Origin of the sequence: Thioalkalivibrio sp. (assembly GCF_041690275.1) — a bacterium.
Lineage (GTDB): Bacteria > Pseudomonadota > Gammaproteobacteria > Ectothiorhodospirales > Ectothiorhodospiraceae > Thioalkalivibrio.
This window is the reverse complement of the sequence record NZ_JAWLHP010000027.1, coordinates 17,515-39,652: the sequence shown is the minus strand read 5'-3', so window position 1 is coordinate 39,652 and position 22,138 is coordinate 17,515. Positions and strand designations below refer to the sequence as shown.

Genomic DNA, 22,138 nt, shown 5'->3' with positions numbered 1-22,138 from the left:
AAGTGCAGGAATAGTGGGCCTATTTCAAACTTGCCCAACGCAGCGCCGGCGCTTCTGGCGAAGCGATCTGGTACCGAACTTTCCGCATGGCCCACTAGGGCGGCGCTTCCGTGCGGCACAGCGAGCCGCCGCCAGAATCGCCCACCGCAAGCCGGCCCGGCGCACCGCCCGCCTGCCTGGCTAAGCGATCTGATACCGGGCCGTCCGCACGGCCCGATAATGGCCCTCAGTCCACCCAGATCGTCTTCGCATTGACGAACTCGCGGATGCCGAGGGCGGAAAGCTCGCGCCCGTACCCGGAATCCTTCACACCGCCGAACGGCAACCTGGGGTCGCTCTTCACGATGCCGTTGACGAAGGTGCACCCGCATTCCAGCCGCCGCGCCACGGCCTCGCCGCGGCCCGGGTCCGAGGTCCACACGCTGCCGCCAAGCCCGTAGCGCGATGCATTGGCCAGCGCCACCGCCTCGTCGACATCGCCCGCGCGGGTCACGGCGGCAACCGGCCCGAAGGTCTCCTCGTCAAAGGCCGCCATCCCGGGACGGACATGGTCGAGCAGCGTGGGAGCATAGAACGTGCCCAGGCGCTCCAGCCGCTGCCCGCCGGTGACGCAGACCGCGCCCGCCTCGATGCTCCGGCTCACCTGGTCATGGAGATCGTCCAGCAGATCCTCGCGGGCCAGGGGACCGAGATCGGTGTCCCCGTCCATCGGGTCGCCGACACGCATCGCCTCGATCGCCGCCTTCAGCCCCGACACGAAGCCCTCCGCCATCGCCTCCTCGACGATGAAGCGCTTGGCGGCGATGCAGGTCTCGCCGTTGTTCTGGAAGCGCGCCTTCACCGCCTGCTCGACCACGCGATCGAGATCGGCATCGGCCAGCACGATGAAGGCGTCGGACCCGCCCAGCTCCAGCACCGTCTTCTTCAGATGCTGGCCGGCCGCCGCGGCCACCGCGCGTCCCGCGCCCTCGGACCCGGTGAGACTGACTCCGCGTACCCGGGGATCCTCGATCACGCGCGGCACCGCGTCCGAACCGACCGGTATGTTGCGGAACACGCCCTCGGGAAATCCCGCCGCACGAAAGACCTCCTCGAGCGCCGCCGCGCAGCCCTGCACGTTCGAGGCGTGCTTGAGCAGCACCGTGTTCCCGGCCAGCGTCGCGGGAACCGCCTGGCGCATGGCCTGCCAGTAGGGGAAGTTCCACGGCATCACCAGCAGCACCGGCCCGAGCGGCTGCCAGGCGATCAGCGAGCGCCCGGCGTCGGAGGCCACCATCGTGTCGACCAGGAAGTCCGGGCCGTGCGCGGCGTAGTAGTCGCAGAGGACCGCGCACTTCTCGACCTCCGCGCGTGACTCGGCGATCCGCTTGCCCATCTCCTCGGTCGCCAGCCGCGCCAGGGTGCCCGAGCGTTCGCGCAGCGACGACGCCAGGCCTCGCAGTGCCTCCACCCGCTCCGGCATCGGCAGCGCCGACCACGCGGGAAAGCGCTCTCCCGCCTGTGCGATGGCCGCGTCCAACTCGCCTGCCTCGAGCGCGGTCCAGGTTCCGAGACGTTCCCCGCTGGCCGGATTGATGCTGATCATTTCAGACATGTGATCCTCCTGATGACCGGGGTGCCCGACCGGGCACACCCGTGCCGGCTGCGATGAGTTCCCTACTCCTGGGGACTTGCGCCACCCCCGGGGGTTCCCGGGGATTCCCGGGGATGCCGGGACCCGGCGGGGTGGAATCGCTGTGGTCGCGGTGCCGCCGCGTTAGTATAGGGACAGACCCATCGCCAACCCGACAGGCCGGAGAAAACCATGTCCATCCAGCACGTCTCCCTTCTTGGCGGCACCGGTTTCGTCGGCCGCCACATCGTTGCGCGGCTCGCGGAAAAGGACATCAAGGTGCGCATCCTGACCCGGCATCCCGAGCGGCACCGCGACATCAAGGTCATGCCCGAGGTGGAGCTGATCAGCGGGGACACGCATGATCCCGGCACCCTGAACGGCTTTTTCTCCGGTACCGACGCGGTGATCAACCTTGTTGGCATCCTCAACGAGAAGGGCCGCGACGGTTCCGGCTTCCGCAAGGCGCACACGGAGCTGACGGAAAAGGCACTGGCGGCCGCGGAGTCCCAGGGCGTGCGGCGCTTCGTACAGATGAGCGCGCTGAAGGCCGACATGGCCGATCCGCCAAGTCACTACCTCCGCAGCAAGGGCGCCGCGGAACAGGCCGTCTTCGCCGCTACCGCCTTCCCGGTCACGGTCTTCCGGCCCTCCGTGGTCTTCGGTCCCGGTGATTCCTTCATGAACCGCTTCGCGGCACTGCTGAAGATCTCGCCCTTCATGCCGCTGGCGCGGGCCGATGCCCGCTTCGCGCCGGTATTCGTCGGCGACGTCGCGGACCACTTCGTGAATTGCCTCGACGATCCCTCCACCTTCGGCAAGGGCTTCGAACTCTGCGGTCCGCGCATATACACGCTGGCCGAAATCGTGCGCTACGCCGGCCGGTTGAGCGGCCGTCGCCGTCCGATCCTGGGTCTTCCCGACTGGGCTGGCAAGATACAGGCCTCGGTGCTCGAGTTCGTGCCCGGGAAACCGCTGTCCCGCGACAACCTTGCATCGCTGTCGGTGGACAGCATCTGCACCGGCGAGACGCTGCCCTGCCCGACGCTGCTCGAGAGCGTCGCCCCGGCCTACCTCGGCCAGGAGGGCCACCAGGCCCGCATGCAGCGCCTGCGCAGGGGCGTGCGCGAGTAACCGCGCGCGATCGTGGAGACCTTCCTCGTCGGCGGCGCGGTGCGTGACCGACTGCTCGGCCGGCCGGTCTCCGAGCGCGATTACGTGGTGGTCGGCGCGACGCCCGAGAGGATGGAGTCCCTCGGCTTCCGCCCGGTGGGACGGGATTTTCCGGTCTTCCTGCATCCGCAGACGCACGAGGAGTACGCGCTGGCGCGCACCGAACGCAAGACCGCGCGCGGCTATCGCGGCTTCAGCTTCAATGCGTCGCCCGAGATCACCCTGCGGGAGGACCTCGCACGGCGCGACCTGACCATCAACGCGATGGCCGAGGCCGCGGATGGCACCCTGATCGATCCCTTTGGTGGCCGCCGCGACCTCGAGGCACGGGTGCTTCGCCATGTGTCCGCTGCCTTTGTCGAGGATCCCGTCCGCCTGCTTCGCGTGGCCCGTCTTGCCGCACAGCTTGCCCCCTGGGGCTTTCACATCGCGCCCGAGACCGGGACCATGCTGCGCGAGCTCGTTCGCAACGGCGAGGTCGATGCCCTGGTTCCGGAACGCGTCTGGGCGGAATGCGAGAAGGCGCTGGCAAGCCCGGCCCCGGTTCGCTTCTTCCAGATCCTGCGCGACACGGGCGCGCTGGAGGTGCTGTTCCCGGAGATCGCCGCCCTCTTCGGGGTGCCGCAGCCACCCCGCTATCACCCGGAGATCGACACCGGCGTCCACACCTTCATGGTGCTGGAGCAGGCCGCGCGGCTCAGCCCCAGGCCCGAAGTCCGTTTTGCCGCCCTGGTGCACGATCTGGGCAAGGCGGACACCCCGACGGAGACTCTGCCAAGCCACCGGGGTCACGAGGAGCGCAGCGTGGCCCGGATCCGGGCGCTCGCGGAGCGCCTGCGCGTTCCCAACCGCTATCGCGATCTCGCGATCAGGGTCGCGCGCCACCACGGGCTGGTGCACCGTGTCTTCGAGCTGCGGCCGAAGACGGTGGTCAAGCTCCTGGAGGCGATCGACGTGCTGCGCCGGCCGGAGGGCCTGGAGCCGTTCCTCCAGGCGGTGGAGGCCGACTACCGGGGGCGGGGCGGTGGCTTTCCCGACCAGTCCTACCCGCAGGCGGATGCGGTGCGCCGGGCCGCCGAGGCGGTCCTGGCCGTGTCACCGCAACCACTGCTCGATGCCGGCCTGCGCGGCGCGGCACTGGGCGAGGCGCTGCGGCGCGAGCGGATCCGCGCGGTGGCGGCCCTCGATCTCCAGCGCTCCCGCAACGGGTTGGATTCCTGACCCACCCGGCCGCCGCCAGCCGGTCCCGTTGCATGCCCGGCCGGTGCAACTTGCCTCCCGGATGAGCTGGCCGTACCCTTTGAAGGTTTACACCCTGAAGCCGAGGACGACTGCATGGATTACAGCCTGGCGCGGAACAACATGGTGGAGCAGCAGGTGCGCCCCTGGGATGTTCTGGACATGCGGGTGCTGGACGTGATGGAGGCCCTGCCGCGGGAACGCTTCGTGCCGAGTGGGCGGGAGGGTCTCGCCTACGCCGACACCGAGATCCCGCTGGGCAACGGCGAGTTCATGCTGGCTCCGAAGGTGGTGGGGCGACTGCTGCAGGCGCTGGCGCCGACCCAAAGCGACCGGGCGCTGGAGATCGGCACCGGCTCCGGCTATGTCACCGGATGCCTGGCCCGGCTGGCGGCGCACGTGGACAGCGTGGAGCGCGTGGACGACTTCCGCCTCGCGGCCCGCGCGCGCCTGGACGGCCTCGGCATCGCAAACGCGCAGTTGCGCACGGCCACGGTGACGCCGGAGTGGACACCCCCGGGTACCCGCTATGACGTGATCAGCGTGAATGGCGCGATGGCGGAGTACGACCCCTTCCTGCAGACGCACCTGAGTCTCGGCGGACGCCTGTTCGTGGTGGTCGGCGTGCCCCCGGTGATGGAGGCGCTGCTGGTGATCCGGGTCGCTGAGGACAGCTACCGCACCGAGAAGCTCTTCGAGACCAGCCTCAAGCCGCTGCTCGGCTTCGAAAGCAAGCCCGCCTTCGTCTTCTGAGCCAGGGCCGCCGCCCCGCCACAGGCCAGTGGCCGCGGGCACGGCGCACCCCATTCGGGAGCGCGCTCTGGTAGCATTAGGGAGTCTGAATTCCCCGGAATCGATGCCATGAAGATGCTTCGCGCACTCAGCGCCTTCAGCCTTGCCTGCGCTCTCTGGGCCGCGCCCGCCCAGTCCGAGGACCTGATGCAGGTCTTCGAGCGCGCCCAGCAGCAGGATGCCGAACTGCGGGCCGCGGAGGCGGACTACCGGGCGGTCCTGGAGGCGCGCCCCCTCGCCCGCTCGGCCGTCCTTCCCCAGGTTTCGGGTGATGGCGAGCTCGGGGTCTTCTACTCGGATCCCGAGGGCAGGCCGAGCGTCGACGGCAACCGCCGCCAGATCGGTCTGAGCCTGAACCAGAGCGTGTTCGACCGGCGCAACACCATCGATCTGCGCCAGGCGGATCTGCGGATCGATCAGGCGGCGGCCAACCTCGACGCTGCCCGGCAGGACCTGATCCTGCGTGTGGCCGAGGCCTACTTCGGGTTGCTGGTCGCCCAGGAGACCCTGGAATTCCGGCGCGCCGAACGCGAGGCGATCAGCCGCCAGCTGGAGCAGACCAAACGCCGCTTCGACGTCGGCCTGATCGCGATCACGGACGTGACGGAGGCGCAGGCCCAGTTCGACATCGCCGTCGCCGAGGAGATCGCCGCGGAGAACGCGTTGAACCTGGCGGAGGAAGCACTGGCCGTCATCACCGACCGGTATTACGAGCGGCTGGCGGCGCTGGGCGAGATGCTCGACATGGCCAATCCGGATCCAGAGGACCCGCAGGAATGGGTGGAGGCGGCGTTGCAGGCAAATCAGGAACTGCGTGCGCAGCGCCTGGCCACCGAGACCGCGCGTGAGCAGATCGCGCGCCAGCGCGCCGAGGGCCTGCCCACGGTAGGCCTCGGGGCGTCCGTCAGTGACACCGGCTTTTCCGATACGGGCAACAGCCCGCAGTTCGTCGAGGGGTCGGACGCCAACATCGGCCTGCGCCTGGACATCCCGCTGTACACCGGCGGGCGCGTCAGCGCACTCACCCGGGAGGCGCGCGAGCAGTTCGAGGCCGCGCAGGAGACGCTGGTGCTCACCGAGCGCAGGACGGTGCAGAACACCCGCAGCAGCTACCTGTCGGTGGTCGCCAATGCGTCGCGGGCCCGTGCACTGGCGCAGGCACTGGAATCCACCCAGGCGGCCTTCGAGTCCGCTCAGGCGGGCTTCGATGTGGGCACGCGGACGCAGGTGGACGTACTGCTTGCGCTGCGCGAGGTCTTCCGGGCCGAGCGCGACTTCGCCGAGGCCCGCTACGGATACCTGCTCGATACCCTGCGCCTGCAACGCGCGATCGGGAGCCTGGCGGTCTCCGACCTGCAACACATCAACCAGTTTCTGGAGTGAGCCATTGAGTCCGGGGGCTGCCGGTGCAGAGCCCACGCGGCTGTGCGAGCGCAGGCACTCCCGCCTGCTGCTGATCGACCTGCAGGAGCGGCTGCTCGCGGCGATGCCGGAAGCGGAACGCATGGCCGTCGAGCGCAACGTCGGCCGCCTGGTTGCGGCCGCGCGCCTGCTCGACGTCCCGGTGGAGGTGACGCTGCAGTACCCGCGCGGCCTCGGGCCGGTGACCCCGCCGCTCGAGTCATTGCTGGACGATTCCGACGGCCGCACGGAAAAGACCTCCTTCTCCTGCTGTGCGGCAGAGGACCTGAGCCGCAGGATCACCGGGTCGGATGTGATCGTCTGCGGCACCGAGGCCCATGTCTGCGTGCTGCAGACGACGATGGACCTGCGCGCCGGCGGCGAGACCGTGTTCGTGGTCGAGGACGCGGTGTGCAGCCGGGACCCGCGGCTGAAGGCCAACGGCATCGAACGCATGCGTGCCGCTGGCGCCGTGATCACCAACCATGAATCGGTACTGTTCGAATGGCTGCACGATGCCGCGGATCCGCAGTTCCGCGCCGTCAGCCGCCTGATCCGCTGAGGCGGAGCTCCGGATGCGGCTGACCCCTGAAGAATACCTTGCGCTGCCCAACCGGCGCATCACCCTGCTCGGCATGTCCGGCGTCGGCAAGACCCACCTGTCGACGATGCTGCGCCGGGAGGACTGGTTCCATTATTCCGGCGATTACCGCATCGGCACGCGCTATCTCAGCGAACCGATACTGGACAACATCAAGGCACAGGCGATGCAGGTTCCGTTCCTGCGGGCACTCCTGCGTACCGATTCCATCCAGATCATCAACAACATCACCGTCGACAATCTGCACCCGGTGTCGAGCTTCCTCGGCAAGCTTGGCAATCCCGAGCTTGGCGGCCTGTCGCTGACCGAGTTCAAGCGCCGCCAGGCCCTGCACCATCAGGCGGAGGTGCAGGCGATGCTCGATGTGCCGGATTTCATCCGCAAGGCCGAGCTCCTGTTCGGCTACCCTCATTTCATCAACGACGCCGGCGGGTCGGTCAGCGAGCTCGACGCGCCGGAGGTGATGGAGACCCTGGCCCGGCACACGCTGATCATCTACATCCGGGCCACCGAGCAGAATCAGCGCGAACTCATCCAGCGCGCGGAGAGGGACCCCAAGCCGCTGTACTACCGCGAGGACTTTCTCGACGAGCAGCTGACGCACTACATGGCCTCGCGCGATCTCGAGTACGTGGCCCAGATTGATCCCGACGACTTCGTGCGCTGGGTCTTCCCGCTCCTGCTGCGCATCCGGCTTCCCCGCTACGAGGCCATCGCCCGGGATTACGGATACACCATTCTCAGCAGCGAACTCCTGGAGGTCCGGGACGCGACCGACTTCCACGAACTGGTTCTCTCCGCGCTCGCCCGACAGGAACCGGCCTGATGCCGCTGGTTGCCCACACCGAACTGCCCACCTTCACCCGCCTGCGCGAGGAGGGCGGTACCGTCCTGCCCCGGGATTACGCGCTGCACCAGGACATCCGTGCCCTGCACATCGGTCTGCTGAACATGATGCCGGACGCCGCGCTGGCGGCGACCGAGCGCCAGTTCTTCCGCCTGGTGGGAGAGAGCAACCAGATCGCGCAGTTCTACATGCACCCGTTCACGCTGCCGCAGTTGCCGCGCGGCCCAGGTGGTCGGAGCCATGTCGAGCGGTTCTACGAAGACTTCGAGGACATCAAGCAGAAGGGCCTGGACGCGCTGATCATCACCGGCGCCAATGTGTCCCTGCCGGATCTCGCGATGGAGCCGTTCTGGGAGCCGCTGGCCGAGATCGTCGACTGGGCCTGGCACAACGTGACCTCCACCCTGTGCTCGTGCCTGGCGACCCACGCGGTGATGCAGGCCCGCTACGGCGAGCGCAGGCGCCACCGCGGCAGCAAGCTGTGGGGGGTGTTCGACCACCAGGTGGTGGACCGCGGGCATCCGCTGGTGGCCGGCGTGAACACGCGGTTCAACGTGCCGCATTCGCGGTTCAACGACGTCTCGCGCGAGCAGTTCGAACGACATGGACTCAGGGTGCTCGTGGAGAGCGGGCGCGCGGGCGCGCACCTCGCGGTGTCGCCGGACGGCTTCCGGGTGGTCTTCTTCCAGGGACATCCGGAGTACGACAGCATCAGCCTGCTGAAGGAGTACAAGCGTGAGGTACTGAACTTCGTGAACGGCGAGCGCGAGGACTTCCCGCCGCTGCCGGAGAACTACCTGTCGCTGCAGGCGGCCGCGATCCTGGAGGAGCACCGCGAACGCGTCCAGCAGGCCCTTGCACGGCGGATGCCCGCACCGGCACTGCCCGAGGCCCTGCTGGTGGACCGGCTCGACAACACCTGGCACGACAGCGCGCTGGCCGTGGTGAATAACTGGATCGGCAACGTGTATCAGCTCACCGGCGCGGAGCGCTGGACACCCTTCCGTCCCGGAATCGACCCCGAGGATCCGCTGGACTGGAACCGCTGACGGGCATCGGGCGGCACCCATCGCCCACCTACTCGACATGACCACATCCTCATCCCAGAACGCCCCGAGATCGCTCGCCGGCCTGTACGAAACCATCGCGGGCGACGAGGACGCCCGCGTCTGCAAGGACATCCCGGAGAGCGCCTGCAACGCGCAGCCGGTCAACTTCTTCCTGCATCTGGGCTCGAACACCCTGAGCAAGATCGGCGACGAACTGGCGTCGGCGCGGCTGGTCCTGGCCTGGCTGCTCGGGGCACTCGGGGCCCCCGCAGCCTTCGCCGGCTTCCTGGTTCCGATCCGGGAATCCGGCGCGCTGATGCCGCAGCTGTTTGTCGCAGCCGCGATCCGCCGCCGGCCGGTGCGCAAGTGGTTCTGGGTGGCCGGGAGCGTGGGTCAGGGGGTGGCGGTGATGCTGATGGCGGTGACCGCGATGACGCTGGAAGGGGCGGCCGCCGGCTGGGCGATCCTGGGCCTGCTCGCGTTCTTCGCGCTGTCACGGGGCGTGAACTCGGTGGCATCGAAGGACGTGCTCGGCAAGACCATCGCGAAGACCCGGCGGGGCACCGTGATGGGCTACGCCGCCTCCGCCGCGGGGTTCGCGACTCTGGCGCTGGGCCTGTACCTGACGCTGGCGGACCTGCAGGGCGCGGGCATCGGTGTCTTCGTTGCACTGCTTGTCGCGGCGGCAGGGGTGTGGTGGCTCTCGGCGCTGGTGTTCGCCGGTCTGCGCGAGCAGCCGGGAGCCACGGAGGGTGGCGGCAACGCACTCGCCGAGGCCCTGCGCTCGATCAGCCTGCTGTGGCAGGACCGGAATTTCGGCCACTTCGTGCTGACACGGGCCCTGTTGATGAGCACCGCCCTCGCGCTGCCCTTCTACGTCCTGCTGGCCGAATCGGCAACCTCGGGCAGCTTCGTGACCCTCGGCCTGATGATCCTCGCGACCGGGCTTGCCTCGGCGCTGAGTGCTCCGGTCTGGGGCCGGAACTCGGATCGTTCATCCCGCGGCGTGCTGATCGCCTCCGGCCTGATCGCGGGTGCACTCGGTGTCGGGCTGGCGCTCCTCAGCTGGGCCGGCCGTGCGCAGACCCTCGACGGATGGGTCTACGCGGCCCTGTTCTTCGTGCTCGGCGTCAGCCACGCCGGGGTGCGCCTCGGGCGCAAGACCTACCTGGTCGACATGGCCACGGCGGAGACCCGCGCCGCCTTCACCGCGGTCAGCAACACGGTGATCGGGGTCCTGCTGCTGGTCGGCGGGCTGTTCGGACTGGTCGCGCAACTGGCCGGCACCGAGTTCGCGATCTTCATGCTGGCGCTGTTCAGCCTCGCCGGCGCCTTCAGCGCCTGGCGCATGCCCGAGGCCTGACGGATGGCCTTGCTGACCCTGAGGGGCGTTCGTCTGGCCTATGGCATGGCGGAACTGCTGGACGGCGTCGACCTGAGCCTCGAGCCCGGTGAACGGGTGTGCATCGCCGGCCGTAACGGCGAGGGCAAGTCCACGCTGCTGAAGATCCTCTCCGGCCGGATCCAGCCGGATTCCGGGGAGATCACCCGGCGCGACGGGCTGGTCACCGCCTTCCTGAGCCAGGAGCTGCCCGAGGACGTGCATGGAAGCATCTTCGACGTGGTCGCGGAGGGCCTGGGCGAGACCGGCCTGCTGCTGGAACGCTTCCATCACCTGAGTCTCAAGGCCTCCGGGGGCGACACGGAGGCCCTCGCGGCGATGGGCAGGGTGCAGGCCGAACTGGACGCGGTCGATGGCTGGTCGCTGCAGAACCGGGTCGAGACGACGCTGTCCCGCTTCGAGCTGCCTGCGGACCAGCCCTTCGCGGAACTCTCCGGCGGACTCCGCCGGCGGGTGTGGCTGGCCCGGGCGCTGGTGCGGGAGCCCGAGCTGTTGCTGCTCGACGAACCCACCAACCACCTCGACATCGCCGCCATCGGCTGGCTGGAGAACCTGCTCGCGGGCGCGTCGATGACCGTGGTCTTCATCACCCACGACCGCAGCTTCATGGAACGTCTCGCCACGCGCATCCTGGAACTGGATCGCGGCCGGTTGCACGAGCACCCACCGAGCCTGGAGGCCTTTCGGCAGCGCCAGGCGGAGCGCCTGGAGACCGAGGCCCGGCAGAACGCCGAGTTCGACCGCAAGCTGGCCCGCGAGGAGACCTGGGTCCGGCAGGGGATCAAGGCGCGGCGTACCCGCAACGAGGGCCGCGTGCGGGCCCTGGAGCAGCTCCGGCGGCAACGGGCGGCACGCCGCGAGCGCCAGGGCCAGGTCCGGCTCGCGCTGAACCCCGAGCAGCGCTCGGGGAGGCGCGTGATCGAGGCCGAGCAGGCCAGCTTCGGCTACCCGGGCCGGATCGTGGTCCGCGCACTGGACCTGCTGCTGCAGCGGGGCGACCGTCTCGGCATCGTCGGCCCCAACGGTGCCGGCAAGACCACTCTGCTGCGCGGGCTGATCGGCGATCTGCCGCCGCTGTCCGGCACGGTGACGCTGGGGACGCAGCTGGAAATCGCCTATTTCGACCAGACCCGGGCGCAGCTGGACGAGGGCGCAACCGTTCAGGATGCGGTCGGCGAGGGCCGTGACCGGGTCACGGTGAACGGTACCACCCGCCACATCCTGAGCTACCTCGAGGACTTCCTGTTCCCGCCGGCGCGGTCGCGCCAGCCGGTGTCGGCGCTCTCGGGCGGCGAACGCAACCGCCTGCTGCTTGCGAGGCTCTTCCTGCGCCCGGCGAACCTGCTGATCCTCGACGAGCCCACCAACGACCTCGATGTCGAGACACTGGAACTGCTGGAGACGCTGCTGATCGAGTATACCGGCACGGTGATCGTCGTCAGCCACGATCGCGCCTTCCTGGACAACGTGGTGACCAGCACGCTGGTGCTGGACGGCCGGGGCGGCGCCGAGGAATTCGTCGGCGGCTGGTCCGACCTGCCCGAGCGGGTCACCGCGCCGCTGCTCGAGACCGGCATCGACGGCAGGGAGCCGCCCGCTGTCCGGGTGGAGCCGAAGCAGCCCCCGGCGTCACCAGCAGCGCCGAAGGCGGCGCGCAAGCGATCCTACCGGGACGCGCGCGAGCTCGAACAGCTGCCCGGGCGTATCGAGGCCCTCGAGACACGGCGCGAGACCCTCGCGGCCGAGCTGTCGGATCCCGCCCTCTTCCGGGGGCCGGCGGACCGCCTCCGGGAACTGCAGCGGGAACTGGAGGCCGTGGACACGGAGCTGGCCGAGGCCTATCGCCGCTGGGAGTTCCTGGAGTCCGCCGCCGACTGAGTCCGGGGCGAGCGGGTCCGCCCGCCGCGATTTGATTCCGCGCCGGTTCAGCCATCATCACCCAGTGCGGCACGCAACGCCCGTCGCAGGGCACGTATTACACCGGCGCGCCCTGACTCGCCGGAGCACGCACACAGCCGCGGCCACTCCTCCAGGCGCATGACTGCGGCCTCCAGCAGCACGCGGTCTTCCGCCGACACTGTCCGCAGGACGTCCGGTCGGCCCTGCAGCCAACGGCGCAGCGCCGGCAGCGCAGGTTCGAAGGGACGCTTCCGACGGGCGAATGCGCGGACCTCCTCCCGGTCCGCTGCCGGGTCGGATGTCGCCGGCGGCGGCAAGGACCGCCGCACCGAAACGGCGACATCCCGCTCCAGGGTCCGCAGCGGTCCGGCGCGCCACGCCGGCCAGTCCCGTGCGACCATCGCGCGCAGCCGCGCGATCTCCGTCGCCGCGGCGGGCTGCAGCGGACGAAGCACCACGGCCGCGTGCAGACCGCTGACCCCCTCCCGGCGGAAGCCGACCCGCAGCGGCGGGTACCCCGACGCCTCCCAGAAGCCCAGGAGCCCGGCGTCCGCACCGAAGCTCGCGCCGAGGAGTGCAAAGCCACGGCGCCGGCCGTGGCGCTCGGCGGCCCGCAGCATGCGGCGGCCGATGCCCCGGCGCTGCAGCCGCGGGTGCACCGCGATCCGCACAATCCGCAGTGCCGATCGGGATGCAGCCCGCAACGCGCCGTGCGCCGCCAGCACCGCGGGCAGGAAGCGCCCGGCCGGCCGGCGCTCCCCGGCCCACACCGAACGGGCCAGTTCCGGCTCCAGGCCCGGCTCCTCGAGCAGCAGCACGACGCCGACGAGGACGCGCCCGGGGCCGCGCAACAGACCGACCGACAGGGCCGGATCGTCGAGCCAGCGTCTAAGATCGGACGGACGCGTGCGGTAGTGGGCATCGGACAGCAGACCGACGACGGCCGCGAGCCCGGCCTCGTCGCCGGCAAGCCGCTCGCCGGAGACCCAGTGCATCCGGCGCCCGGCCATCATGGCGGAGGCTTCGAGCCCGGCCGGCAAGACCGGAACCTCCGCGTCGAGCAGAAAGAGACGGTTGATCCATTCCTCCAGCGGGTCCCCGGCGGCCCAGCGCACGGGCTCCCGCAGGCCCAGCTCCTGCAACGGATGTCCGCGGCGGCGCAGCGCCTGCAGGAAGCGCAGGCGGAAACCGCGTCCGCTGCCCTCGAAGCCGGCGGTGGTCGTCGAGAAGACGGTTCGCGGCGCGCGCGCCGCCAGCGCCAGCAGCACGTGTACCGGCAGTGCCGCGGCCTCGTCCACGACCAGCACGCGCGGCCGCAGGTCGCCCGTCAGCAGCGTGCCGGGAGCGGTGTAGACACCGGCGTCGGGGACCGGCCCCCGCCCGTCGGTTCCGGAATCGGGGTCCAGCGCGCGGAGCAGCGACCCGATGGACGCAGGGCTGCGCGCGGTGACGCGGACGTCCTTCACGCCCTCCGCGCGCCACTGGCGGAGCACGACGCCGAGGAGCGTGGACTTGCCGCGCCCGCGCGGTGCGGTGAGCACCAGGCTCAGCGGTCCCGGGTGCCCCGGCAGCGGAAGCATCTCCCGGAACGCGCGCAGCTGCCCCGGGCTCAGGCGGGGCCGCTTCCCGGGCCGCACCGGCAGAGGCGCGGGCAGCGCGGATCCGGAACCCAGCCAGTGCACTGCCGGTTCCGTCAGGAACCGCTGCAAGCGCCGGGCGAACGGGCCGGACGCGGCCTGCGCGGCGATCAGCAGCAGGACTCCACCGCCGCGCAGCAGGCCCGCGGCGATCGCGAGGGCATCCGGATGGAAATCGGCGCCGGCCTCGAAGACCAGTGCGTCGTACTCCCTGCCGAGCCAGTGCGCGGCCTGGGCCGGCGCAATCGCCGGCACACCGGACGGCACCCCAGCCCCCAGCCACGCGACGCTGGACCGGGCCGCCAGATCCCTGATCCAGCCGGATACCCGCCGTCGTGTGCCCGGGCTGTCGGGCACCGCGATCAGTTGCCGCGTGCAGGCGGATTGCGGCGGCTTCGCATGCATGATCGTCGATGGTACCGCCTCGAGGCGAAGATCGCCGGGAACGCACGCGATGGCCGGGCGGCGCCGCATACCGCTTGCCGGCCGAACAGGCTCGGGCGGGATCCGGGGCGACATGGCGCCGTCCCGTGATCCCTTTGCAATCTGCGGCGGCCTGAAACAAAAGAGTCATTGGCTTTCTTGCCACACGAGGCGTATAGTCGGGCATGTGAGAGGCCGTCCGGCGACGAAGCTCGACAGTTTCTGTTCAGGCAGTCGCTGCGGTGACCTGTTGTCATTGAGCCGCTCACATTTGTGTATATCTAAGTAACGAGGTTGATGGTTGTGAATACTGGTGTAGTGAAGTGGTTCAATGAGAGCAAGGGGTTCGGGTTCATCACTCCCGATGATGGCGGCAAGGACGTGTTCGTCCATTTCTCCGCGATCGACGGAAGTGGTTTCAAGACCCTGGCGGAAGGTCAGAAGGTCTCTTTCGAGATTCAGCAGACCCCGAAGGGTCTCGCCGCCGGCGCGGTGAAGGCCATCTAAGGAGCTCTGCCCGCGTCGGGGGGTAGCCCTCGCGTGGATCAGCCGCCCTCCGGGGCGGCTTTTTTTGTGCAGGAAATAGCGGTCGCGCCCGAAGCGGGCGACCTGCAGACGGACGGCCACCAGCCCGACCATGAAACGGGGCACAGGGCGCGCCCACCAGAGACCGATACGGCCGGAATCGTGGACCCGCCACATCCGGTCCACCCTGCGCCCATGAGCGCACCTTCCGCCCTCCGTGTCTACGGGTCCCTGAAGGCATACGCCGGGGTTCTTCCACATAAAAAGGCCGTGCCCCGAATCTCCCGGGGCACGGCCGACGACATCCTGCTGCCGACGAAGGCTTACAGGCTGTAGTACATGTCGAACTCGACCGGGTGCGTGGTCATGCGCAACTGGGTCACGTCCTCCATCTTCAGGCTGATGTAGGCATCGATCATGTCGTCGGTGAACACACCGCCAGCGGTCAGGAAGGCACGATCCTGGTCGAGGTGGTCCAGCGCCTGGTCGAGCGCGGCGCAGACCTGCGGGATGTTCTTCTCTTCTTCGGGCGGAAGGTCATACAGGTTCTTGTCCATCGCGTCGCCGGGATGGATCTTGTTCTGGATCCCGTCAATGCCGGCCATCAGCATCGCCGCGAAGGCCAGATAGGGGTTCGCGGTGGAATCCGGGAACCGCACCTCGATGCGACGTGCCTTCGGACTCATCACGAAGGGGATGCGGATGGAGGCCGAGCGGTTGCGGGCCGAGTACGCCAGCATCACCGGCGCCTCGAAGCCCGGGACCAGCCGTTTGTAGCTGTTGGTGGAGGCATTGGTGAAGGCGTTCAGCGCCCGCGCATGCTTGATGATGCCGCCGATGTAGTACAGCGCGGTCTCGGAAAGCCCCCCGTAGAGGTCACCACTGAAGAGATTCGACCCGCCCTTCGAGATCGACATGTGCACGTGCATCCCGGAGCCGTTGTCCCCGACGATCGGCTTGGGCATGAAGGTAGCGGTCTTGCCGTGGGCATGGGCCACATTCTGCACCACGTACTTGAGGATCTGGACCTCGTCCGCCTTGCGCGTCAGGGTCGCGGCACCGACGCCGATTTCGCACTGACCGGCGGTCGCCACCTCGTGGTGATGAACCTCGGTATGGAGGCCCATCTCGCTGAGAACCTCACACATGGTGGACCGGATGTCATGCAGGCTGTCCACCGGCGGAACGGGGAAGTAGCCACCCTTCACCGTCGGGCGATGTCCGATGTTGCCGTCGTCGTAGACACGCTCCGAGTTCCAGGAGGCCTCGCTGGAATCCACCTGGCAGTAGGAGCCGGACAGCGACGCACCCCACTTGACGTCATCCAGCACGAAGAACTCGTTCTCCGGGCCGAAGAGTGCGCTGTCGGCGATGCCGGTCGAGGCCATGTAGGCCTCGGCGCGCTTCGCGAGCGAGCGCGGGCAGCGGTCGTAGCCCTGCATCGTGGCCGGTTCGACCACGTCGCAGCGGAGGTTCATCGTGAGATCCTCGAAGAACGGGTCCAGCACCGCGGACTCCGCATCCGGCATCAGGATCATGTCCGATTCGTTGATCCCCTTCCAGCCGGAGATCGAGGAACCGTCGAACATCTTCCCGTCCTCGAAGGTGCCTTCGCTGATCTCGTGGGCCGGGACAGTGACGTGCTGTTCCTTGCCCTTGCTGTCGGTGAAACGGAAATCGATGAACTGGACTTCCTTTTCCTGGATGGTTTTCAGCACGTCGGCTGCGGACATGTACTTTCTCCTTTCACTTGACTTGAACTGATCTCATGGGGATGTATCCGCGCCGCCCGTCCGGCGCTCGCACGAACGGGCACGCATCATCACGCGGGGTCTTAAGCAGGGTTTGTGCCAGCGTGATCATCACGCCGAATCTCTCCCCGCGCAGACCGCCTCTCACTCTTTTGCACCCTTGTCGGGCGCAGATTGCACTATTCCGGTGCGGATTGCGAGACGGTCTGCGCGTTCCTGGTGCGCGCCCGGAATACGATCAGGACTTCGCCGAGCTGACCCTCAAGACCCGGGTGCGCATGCACGAGCTCCGCAAGCTCCGCCGCGCGTTGGTTCAGTTCGGTGCCGCTGGTGTCGTCCTCCAGGCGCAGGGTGAGGGTCACGTGGACGCGTCCACCGAGGTAGTGCAGGGCCACCTGCTCGATGAGCGCGAGCTCCGGCAATCCCTCCCACGCCTGGCGGATGTGCGCGGTGACTGCCGGCCGCAGCGGCAGGCCGACGCTGCGCAACTGCTCTTCGTCGTTTTCGGGGTCCACGTGCACGGTCACGTCCCGCAGCGTCCCCATGCTGTCCCGGATCGCGCGGTAGACCTCGTCGGCGATCTGGTGTCCCTCCGACACCGAGATCCGCGGAGCCACCTGGATGTGTACGTCCGCCGCGGCCTCGTTCCCCAGCTTGCGGGTGCGCAGCATGTGTGCGTCCTTGACCCCGGGCACGCTATCGATGGCCTGCTGGATCACGTCGACCTGCTCCGGCTCCAGCGCGGTGTCGATCAGCTCGGCGGCACTCCTGAACATCAGTTGCCAGGCCATGTGCAGGATGAACAGGGCCACGACCAGCGCCGCCACGGCATCCAGCCACGGCCAGCCGACCACGGCGCCGCCAATGCCGATGAAGACGACCACCGACGAGATCGCGTCGGTCCGGTGATGCCACGCGTTCGCATGCAGCAGTGCCGACTGGATTCGCCGCGCCGCGCGCACGTGGTACTGGTAGAGTCCTTCCTTGGCCACGAGCGCGACCGCCGCGAAGATCAGCGCAGGCGGTGCCGGGCCGGTCAGCGTCTCCCAGGCCAGCAGCCGCTGACCGGCAGTCCAGCCGATCCCGAGCGCCGCAAGGGCCAGGAGCAGACCGACCACGATGGTGGCGAGGGTCTCGATGCGGCCATGGCCATAGGGATGGTCCCGGTCCGGCGACGCCGAGGCCTTGCCCGCGGCGAACAGGACCACGCTGTCGCTGATCAGGTCGGACAGCGTGTGGGCGCCATCGGCGATCAGCGCCTGCGACTGAAACAGCCACCCCGTGAAGATCTGCGTCGTCGCCAGCAGCAGATTCACCACGCCGGCCAGGAGGGTGGCCGCTCGCGTGGTCCGGTAGCGCTCCTCGGGTGACGCCACGGCTGCGCTTGTGGAAACCCTGCTCAAGGATTATCCTTGTAAATAGGAATGCGTCTCATTGCTATATTCGTGTCCCCGGTCTGATCCGGCAGGAGTCCCATATGCTCGTTCTTGAGGTCGACCAGGAATCGCCGCCCCTTTCCCTGCGCATTGTAGACCGGGGCTCCGGCTGCGTGATGGCGGAATGGAACGGCCCCGCCTGCCGACGCGTCCTTGCCGCCACGGGCCTCCCGCTCAACGAACTGCGCGCGGCACCGCCTGGCGATGCGCAGCGGCCGGCGATTCGCCGCCTGCTGTTCGAGGCCTTGGTAACCGACTTCACCGCCGGATTGCAGGCAACCCCACAATCCGCGCAGGTCCTGCCATTCCGCGCGCCGCGCTGAAGCGGCGGGGCCACCGGATATCCACGGGGAGACCGCGCGCACGGTAGTGGCCGCAAACCCGCCGTGGCCGCTATACTTCCGCCTTTTCCCTGCGATTCAGGCACATCATGCGGCAGTCCCGGGTGACCTTTCAGGATCTCATTAGGCAGTTGCAGGAGTACTGGGCACGCCAGGGTTGCGTGCTGCTCCAGCCCTACGACATGGAGATGGGGGCCGGCACCTTCCATCCCGCGACCTTCCTGCGCTCGATCGGACCCGAGCCGTGGCGCAGCGCCTACGTGCAGCCATCACGGCGGCCGACCGACGGCCGCTACGGGGACAACCCCAACCGGCTGCAACACTACTACCAGTTCCAGGTGCTGCTGAAGCCCTCGCCGCCGGACATCCAGGATCTCTACCTGGGATCGCTCCAGGCACTGGGTTTCGACCCGACCGTGCATGACATCCGCTTCGTGGAGGACGACTGGGAGTCTCCCACCCTGGGGGCATGGGGCCTGGGCTGGGAAATCTGGCTGAACGGCATGGAGGTTACCCAGTTCACGTATTTCCAGCAGGTGGGCGGGATCGACTGCCGGCCGGTTTCCGGGGAGATCACCTACGGCCTGGAACGGCTCGCGATGTACCTTCAGGGCGTGGAGAGCGTCTTCGATCTGGTCTGGACCGAGGCACCGGACGGCACCGTCGTCACCTATGGCGACGTGTACCATCAGAACGAGGTCGAGCAGTCGACCTACAACTTCGAGCAGGCGGATCGCGATGCGCTCTTCGCTGCCTTCGACCAGCATGCGTCGGAGAGCGAACGCCTGATCGGGCTTGGACTGCCCCTGCCGGCGTACGAACAGGTCCTGCGCGCGTCGCACAGCTTCAACCTGCTCGATGCACGCGGCGCAATCTCAGTGACCGAACGGCAGCGATACATCCTTCGCGTGCGCGAACTGGCGCGCGCGGTGGCCGCAGCCTACTACGAGAGCCGTGAACGGCTGGGCTTTCCGATGCTCGCGGACGCCGGGCAGGCTGCCTGATCCGCCGATTCCGCCCATCCACCCCTCGCCGGGCCTGCGCGCGGGCGGGGCCTTCTGGAAACCGCAATGGACGACCTGCACCCTCTCCTGATCGAAATCGGCATGGAGGAACTGCCCCCGAGAGCGCTGCCGGCGCTTCGCGATGCGCTGCGCGCCGAGTGCCTCCGCCGCCTCGGCGAGGCCGGCATCCAGCCCGCCGGGGTGACCGCCTTCGCGACGCCGCGACGGCTGGCGCTGCTGCTGGACGCGGTCCCCTCCCGGCAGCCGGACCGCATTCAGGAGCGCAGGGGTCCGGCGGTCGCCGCGGCCTTCGAGGCCACCGGCACGCCCACTCGGGCCGCGGAGGGCTTCGCGCGGTCCTGCGGCGTCGCGGTCGAGGAGCTCGAGCGGGAGAACACCGACAAGGGCGAATACCTCGTCCATCGCGAGACCCGCGCCGGCGCGAAGCTGGAGCAGCTGCTGCCGGAGATCCTCGCGGCCAGCCTCGCGGCACTGCCGACTCCGAAACGGATGCGCTGGGGCTCGGGCGAGGCCGAATTCGTGCGCCCGGTGCACTGGCTGGTGGCGCTGCACGGAGAGCGGATCGTCGACATCGAGGTGCTGGGGCTGCACAGCGGACGGACGACCCGGGGACACCGGTTCCACTGCCCGCAGCCGCTGGAGCTGAGTCGAGCCGGGGACTACGCGCGCCTGCTCGAGCACGACGGCATGGTGATGCCGTCCTTCGAGGCGCGGCGCGAGTCCATCCTCGGCCAGATCGAGGCCGAGGCCAGGGCAGCAGGGGGACATGCGCTGATCGACCCGGCCCTGCTGGACGAGGTGACCGCGCTCGTCGAGTGGCCCGTCGCGCTGACCGGCGGCTTCGACGCGCGCTTCCTGGACGTTCCCCAGGAGGCGCTGATCTCGACCATGCAGGACAACCAGAAGTACTTTCCGCTGGTCGATGAATCCGGGCGCATGCTGCCCCGCTTCATCGTGATCAGCAACATCCGCTCGCGCTACCCGGAGGCGGTGCGCAACGGCAACGAGCGCGTACTGCGCCCGCGCTTCGCCGATGCCGAATTCTTCTGGGAGCAGGATCGCCGCGACACCCTGGCCAGCCGGGAGTCCTGGCTGGCCAGCGTCGTGTTCGAGCGGCGCCTGGGGACGCTGGCCGACAAGTCGGCGCGACTCGCGCTGCTGATGGAGTCGCTGTCGGGGCCAATGGGACTCGATCCGGCGCTGGCCCGACGCGCCGCGCAACTGGCCAAGTGCGACCTGGGCACGCGCATGGTGTTCGAGTTTCCCGAACTGCAGGGCACGATGGGTCGTTACTACGCGCTGCACGACGGCGAACCGGAGGCACTGGCGGCGGCGCTGGAGCAGCACTACTGGCCGCGGCATGCGGGCGCGACCCTTCCAGAGGGCCGGCTTGCACAGGCCCTCGCGCTGGCCGACCGGCTCGACACGCTGGTCGGCATCTTCGCGATCGGCAAGGAACCGTCCGGCACCAAGGATCCCTTTGCACTGCGGCGGGCGGCCCTCGGGCTGCTGCGGATCCTGGTGGAGCGGGAGCTGCCGCTGGCCATCACCCCACTGCTCGAGAGCGCGGCCGCGGGCGTCGGAGACCGGGTGCCCGACGCCGCCGGCGCGGTGCCGCGGGTGCGCGCCTATGTCCTCGACCGGCTGCGTGGTTACCTGCTCGACCAGGGCATGGCCCCGGAGGTCTTCGAGGCCGTCGCGGCGGTTGCCCCCGACGTGCCGCTGGACTTCGTGCAGCGTGCCCGCGCGGTCCAGCGGTTCCGGGAGCGGCCCGAGGCCGAATCGCTGGCCGCGGCGAACAAGCGCATCCGGAACCTGCTGCGCAAGGCGGAGGAACCGGTGGGGGACCGCGTCGACGAGGCCCTGCTGCAATCGCCGGCGGAGCAACTGCTGCTGGAGACACTGCAGGCACTGGAGCCGCGCGTGGCCGCCGCGGTGGAGGAGGGCGATTACGTCGGCGCGATGGAGGACCTTGCGAGTCTCCGCGCGCCGGTGGATGCCTTCTTCACCGACGTGATGGTGATGGTCGATGATCCGGCCCTGCGCGCGAACCGGCTGGCGCTGCTGCGGCGCATGGCCGGGCGCTTCGACTCGGTCGCCGACATTTCGCGCCTCGCGACCGGCTAGCCGGCCATGCTGCTCAGACTGCGTGCGCTGGCGTTCTGGCTTGGCTTTGCCGGCTCGACCGTGGTGATCGGGCTGCTGGCCGCGCCCCTGGTTCTGCCGCTCGGCTGGCACGGCCGCTATCGCGTGCTGTCGCAATGGACCCGTTTCAATGTCTGGTGGCTCGGCGTGACCTGCGGCCTGCGCCACCGCGTGCATGGAGCCGAACACCTGCGGCAGCCGCGGGCCGCGATCGTGATGTCCAAGCACCAGTCCGCATGGGAGACCATCGCGCTGCAGCAGATCCTGCCACCGCAGGTCTGGGTGCTGAAGCGGGAGCTGATGCGGATTCCGTTCTTCGGCTGGGCGATCAGCATGGTCGACCCGGTACCGGTTGACCGCAAGGCGGGCCGCCGGGCGCTCGACCAGCTGGTGGCGGCGGGCGTCGACCGGCTGGAGCGGGGGCTGTGGGTGGTCCTTTTCCCCGAGGGCACCCGGACCCCACCGGGCACGCGCGGCCGCTACCGTGTCGGCGGCGCGGTGCTGGCCGCGCGCAGCGGCCACCCGGTGATCCCGATCGCGCACAACAGCGGCAGCTTCTGGGCACGAAACAGTCTGGTGAAGCACCCCGGCGTGATCGATGTCGTGGTGGGTCCGCCGATCGAGACAGGCGGCCGCAGGCCCGATGAGATCCTGGCCGAGGTCGAGGAGTGGATCGAGACCGAGGTGGCGCGGCTGGAAGGTCGCCCTCCGCCGGCTCTGCCCTAGTGGACCATGCGGAAAGCTCGGTACCAGATCGCTTCGCCAGAAGCGCCGGCGCTGCGTTGGGCAAGTTTGAAATAGGCCCACTAGACCGGGCCTATGGGGCGGAGGGGCGGGTGG

The 22,138-nt window shown here is 69.0% G+C and carries 18 protein-coding genes; 14 read left to right on the top strand and 4 right to left on the bottom strand.

Features of this window, described 5'->3' with window-relative positions:
* Window positions 1-226: 226 nt before the first annotated feature.
* On the bottom strand, window positions 227-1,594 hold the full coding sequence (locus ACESMN_RS07050; protein ID WP_373052885.1) for an NAD-dependent succinate-semialdehyde dehydrogenase: 1,368 nt from the start codon (window positions 1,592-1,594) through the stop codon (window positions 227-229).
* Window positions 1,595-1,804: 210 nt separating this feature from the next.
* On the opposite strand from ACESMN_RS07050, the gene ACESMN_RS07045 reads away from it, so the two are divergent.
* The 9 genes from ACESMN_RS07045 to ACESMN_RS07005 all read left to right on the top strand — a co-directional run bounded on the left by ACESMN_RS07045 (window position 1,805) and on the right by ACESMN_RS07005 (window position 11,994).
* Window positions 1,805-2,746, top strand: coding sequence for a complex I NDUFA9 subunit family protein (locus ACESMN_RS07045; protein ID WP_373052884.1), 942 nt, complete (start codon window positions 1,805-1,807; stop codon window positions 2,744-2,746).
* A 12-nt stretch (window positions 2,747-2,758) separates the two neighbouring features.
* Window positions 2,759-4,006 carry a multifunctional CCA addition/repair protein gene (locus tag ACESMN_RS07040; RefSeq protein WP_373052883.1) on the top strand — a complete coding sequence of 416 codons (1,248 nt, stop codon included), beginning with the start codon at window positions 2,759-2,761 and terminating at the stop codon, window positions 4,004-4,006.
* A 114-nt stretch (window positions 4,007-4,120) separates the two neighbouring features.
* Window positions 4,121-4,777 (top strand): protein-L-isoaspartate O-methyltransferase family protein, encoded by a 657-nt coding sequence (locus ACESMN_RS07035; protein WP_373052882.1) that lies wholly within the window; start codon window positions 4,121-4,123, stop codon window positions 4,775-4,777.
* Window positions 4,778-4,885: 108 nt separating this feature from the next.
* Window positions 4,886-6,199 carry a TolC family outer membrane protein gene (locus tag ACESMN_RS07030; RefSeq protein WP_373052881.1) on the top strand — a complete coding sequence of 438 codons (1,314 nt, stop codon included), beginning with the start codon at window positions 4,886-4,888 and terminating at the stop codon, window positions 6,197-6,199.
* Window positions 6,200-6,203: 4 nt separating this feature from the next.
* Window positions 6,204-6,779, top strand: coding sequence for an isochorismatase family protein (locus ACESMN_RS07025; RefSeq protein WP_373052880.1), 576 nt, complete (start codon window positions 6,204-6,206; stop codon window positions 6,777-6,779).
* Window positions 6,780-6,792: 13 nt separating this feature from the next.
* Window positions 6,793-7,644 carry an ATPase gene (locus ACESMN_RS07020; protein WP_373052879.1) on the top strand — a complete coding sequence of 284 codons (852 nt, stop codon included), beginning with the start codon at window positions 6,793-6,795 and terminating at the stop codon, window positions 7,642-7,644.
* Window positions 7,644-8,714, top strand: coding sequence for a homoserine O-succinyltransferase MetA (locus ACESMN_RS07015; protein WP_373052878.1), 1,071 nt, complete (start codon window positions 7,644-7,646; stop codon window positions 8,712-8,714). The genes ACESMN_RS07020 and ACESMN_RS07015 overlap by 1 nt, the downstream gene beginning before the upstream one ends.
* Window positions 8,715-8,751: 37 nt before the next feature.
* Window positions 8,752-10,077, top strand: a complete 1,326-nt coding sequence (locus ACESMN_RS07010; protein ID WP_373052877.1) for an MFS transporter — start codon at window positions 8,752-8,754, stop codon at window positions 10,075-10,077.
* 3 nt (window positions 10,078-10,080) lie between these two features.
* Window positions 10,081-11,994, top strand: coding sequence for an ATP-binding cassette domain-containing protein (locus ACESMN_RS07005; protein ID WP_373052876.1), 1,914 nt, complete (start codon window positions 10,081-10,083; stop codon window positions 11,992-11,994).
* Window positions 11,995-12,041: 47 nt separating this feature from the next.
* On the opposite strand, the gene ACESMN_RS07000 is transcribed toward ACESMN_RS07005, so the two are convergent.
* Window positions 12,042-14,057 carry a GNAT family N-acetyltransferase gene (locus tag ACESMN_RS07000; RefSeq protein ID WP_373052875.1) on the bottom strand — a complete coding sequence of 672 codons (2,016 nt, stop codon included), beginning with the start codon at window positions 14,055-14,057 and terminating at the stop codon, window positions 12,042-12,044.
* Between the two features lie 321 nt (window positions 14,058-14,378).
* On the opposite strand from ACESMN_RS07000, the gene ACESMN_RS06995 reads away from it, so the two are divergent.
* Window positions 14,379-14,582 carry a cold-shock protein gene (locus ACESMN_RS06995; protein ID WP_006746338.1) on the top strand — a complete coding sequence of 68 codons (204 nt, stop codon included), beginning with the start codon at window positions 14,379-14,381 and terminating at the stop codon, window positions 14,580-14,582.
* Between the two features lie 341 nt (window positions 14,583-14,923).
* On the opposite strand, the gene glnA is transcribed toward ACESMN_RS06995, so the two are convergent.
* On the bottom strand, window positions 14,924-16,333 hold the full coding sequence (gene glnA, locus ACESMN_RS06990) for a glutamate--ammonia ligase (protein WP_373052874.1): 1,410 nt from the start codon (window positions 16,331-16,333) through the stop codon (window positions 14,924-14,926).
* A 197-nt stretch (window positions 16,334-16,530) separates the two neighbouring features.
* The gene (locus tag ACESMN_RS06985) at window positions 16,531-17,754 is read right to left on the bottom strand and encodes a cation diffusion facilitator family transporter (RefSeq protein ID WP_373052873.1); all 1,224 of its coding nucleotides are present in this window, start codon (window positions 17,752-17,754) and stop codon (window positions 16,531-16,533) included.
* Between the two features lie 74 nt (window positions 17,755-17,828).
* Here ACESMN_RS06985 and ACESMN_RS06980 point away from each other — a divergent pair, with 74 nt between their 5' ends.
* The 4 genes from ACESMN_RS06980 (at window position 17,829) to ACESMN_RS06965 (ending at window position 22,024) form a co-directional block, all read left to right on the top strand.
* Window positions 17,829-18,110, top strand: a complete 282-nt coding sequence (locus ACESMN_RS06980; protein WP_373052872.1) for a hypothetical protein — start codon at window positions 17,829-17,831, stop codon at window positions 18,108-18,110.
* Window positions 18,111-18,217: 107 nt separating this feature from the next.
* Window positions 18,218-19,132 carry a glycine--tRNA ligase subunit alpha gene (gene glyQ, locus ACESMN_RS06975; protein ID WP_373052871.1) on the top strand — a complete coding sequence of 305 codons (915 nt, stop codon included), beginning with the start codon at window positions 18,218-18,220 and terminating at the stop codon, window positions 19,130-19,132.
* A gap of 66 nt (window positions 19,133-19,198) precedes the next feature.
* Window positions 19,199-21,280, top strand: a complete 2,082-nt coding sequence (glyS, locus tag ACESMN_RS06970; protein WP_373052870.1) for a glycine--tRNA ligase subunit beta — start codon at window positions 19,199-19,201, stop codon at window positions 21,278-21,280.
* Window positions 21,281-21,286: 6 nt separating this feature from the next.
* A complete protein-coding gene (locus ACESMN_RS06965) occupies window positions 21,287-22,024 on the top strand; it encodes a lysophospholipid acyltransferase family protein (protein ID WP_373052869.1) in 738 nt (245 codons plus the stop codon).
* Window positions 22,025-22,138: the final 114 nt, after the last annotated feature.